The 1,380-nt window shown below is 58.8% G+C and carries 2 protein-coding genes; both read right to left on the bottom strand.

The annotated features are described in order from the left end of the window. Nucleotides 1-449: 449 nt before the first annotated feature. Nucleotides 450-881, bottom strand: coding sequence for a hypothetical protein (locus ACW7GZ_RS14875; RefSeq protein ID WP_457010051.1), 432 nt, complete (start codon nucleotides 879-881; stop codon nucleotides 450-452). 59 nt (nucleotides 882-940) lie between these two features. Next, nucleotides 941-1,366 carry a hypothetical protein gene (locus tag ACW7GZ_RS14870; RefSeq protein ID WP_457010049.1) on the bottom strand — a complete coding sequence of 142 codons (426 nt, stop codon included), beginning with the start codon at nucleotides 1,364-1,366 and terminating at the stop codon, nucleotides 941-943. Nucleotides 1,367-1,380 lie beyond the last annotated feature (14 nt).

Raw genomic sequence — 1,380 nt, 5'->3', positions numbered from 1 at the left:
CTAACGCCAGAGTTAAGCCGAGACGCGCAGTGAAGCGAAGCACATGGCAAGCTTTATCTGCCATGTGATTTGCGTAACGAAGCGGCTTCGGCTTGAACGACTTGTTAGGCCGCCGCACGCCGAACTTGCGCCCGACCCCGCGACAGCCCAACCCCTGAGCCGAACAGTACAACAAGTTTTGGCGGGCAGCTTGGGCCGGCGATTGCCGCGGGCGGAGCTGAGCCGGGCAGCTCGCGCGGCCAGGAACCTTCACCGCGCTACCGCCGAAGCCGACTCGGCGGGTCGAACCTTGCGGAGAGTCGCGCGCGTCCGAAGCCGAGGTACTTCAGGCCGGACTGCCGATGCCCTTCACCGCGTGTGCGAGATGCAAACGCCGCAGATGAGCGCGATGCTCAAGGTCGCCTGAAGCTTGGCTACGACAGTGCGGGAAACAAGGCCTAACGCCAGAATTAAGCCGCGCCGCGAAGCGGTGTCGGCTTGAATGAATTGTTAGGCCTCAGGCACGCAGCAATGCCGCTCGCAAATTGCGCGGCTGCCTGATCAGCCCCTAGGTCAGCGAAGTATGGCCCACTTGCCTTGACCTTGATGCGTCCGTCGCCTGTTTCTGGCTCGTACCTGATCTGTGTCCGGATGCCAACGATGTTGGACTCATTGAACCGGTTGGTCTCAAACAAGCCAGAACTAGCGTCCCGTGCCGTGATGAGGTCACTCCATGTTCCGCGCTGGATCTTAAGTGTGCGAATAGTGGTCTCCGCACAAGCGAAGATCGCTTCCGAAGACGTGCCGGGTTTAGTACTAAAGCGGTCGGTGGCGGACGGCTCAATCAGCCCACAGCCGCCCAGAAAAACCATGAAGAAGGCAATGACGGCGAGAAGCTTCATATGAGGCCTAACGCCTGAATTAAGCCGCGCCGCGAAGCGGTGTCGGCTTGAATGAATTGTTAGGGCTCAACCAGCCGGAACGACTCACCTGCTTGTGCGAACGCCGGCTCCAGCTGGAACGCCCCATTATGGTCGCGCGTATAGGGTACAAAAACCTCAGCGTCCTCTCCTGAAACGTGGGCGAGGCGAATGCAAATAGCGTCAGATTTCTGTTCGCGGCCAGGCGGGACAACGTGCATATCAATGCACACACCCGCCGCGCGAATTGAGCCTTGGCGAGCTTGCTGCTCAAACGACGCCTGCAAGAACTCAACCATCTCCACTGATGCTGGGTGCTCGATGCCAAAATCTCCAGCGATTTGAGCAACGTTGCCGTCCGTGTCCATTGAGACCCCGAACGGAATGAACTCGCCATGCGTCAGAAGCATGTGCTGAGCGAAGCCAAGCGCGTCGTTATAGAGTTCGTTGAGATCAGCAGATGCCACGATTGAGCCCTAAC

The sequence above is a fragment of the Luteimonas sp. A537 genome (assembly GCF_054052065.1).
Note: the sequence above shows the minus strand (reverse complement) of the source record. Positions and strands in the feature narration are given on the sequence as shown.

What these genes read in the sequence shown, in the direction of transcription:
- ACW7GZ_RS14875 (WP_457010051.1), bottom strand. Translation starts at nt 881, where the DNA reads ATGAAGCTTCTCGCCGTCATTGCCTTCTTCATGGTTTTTCTGGGCGGC.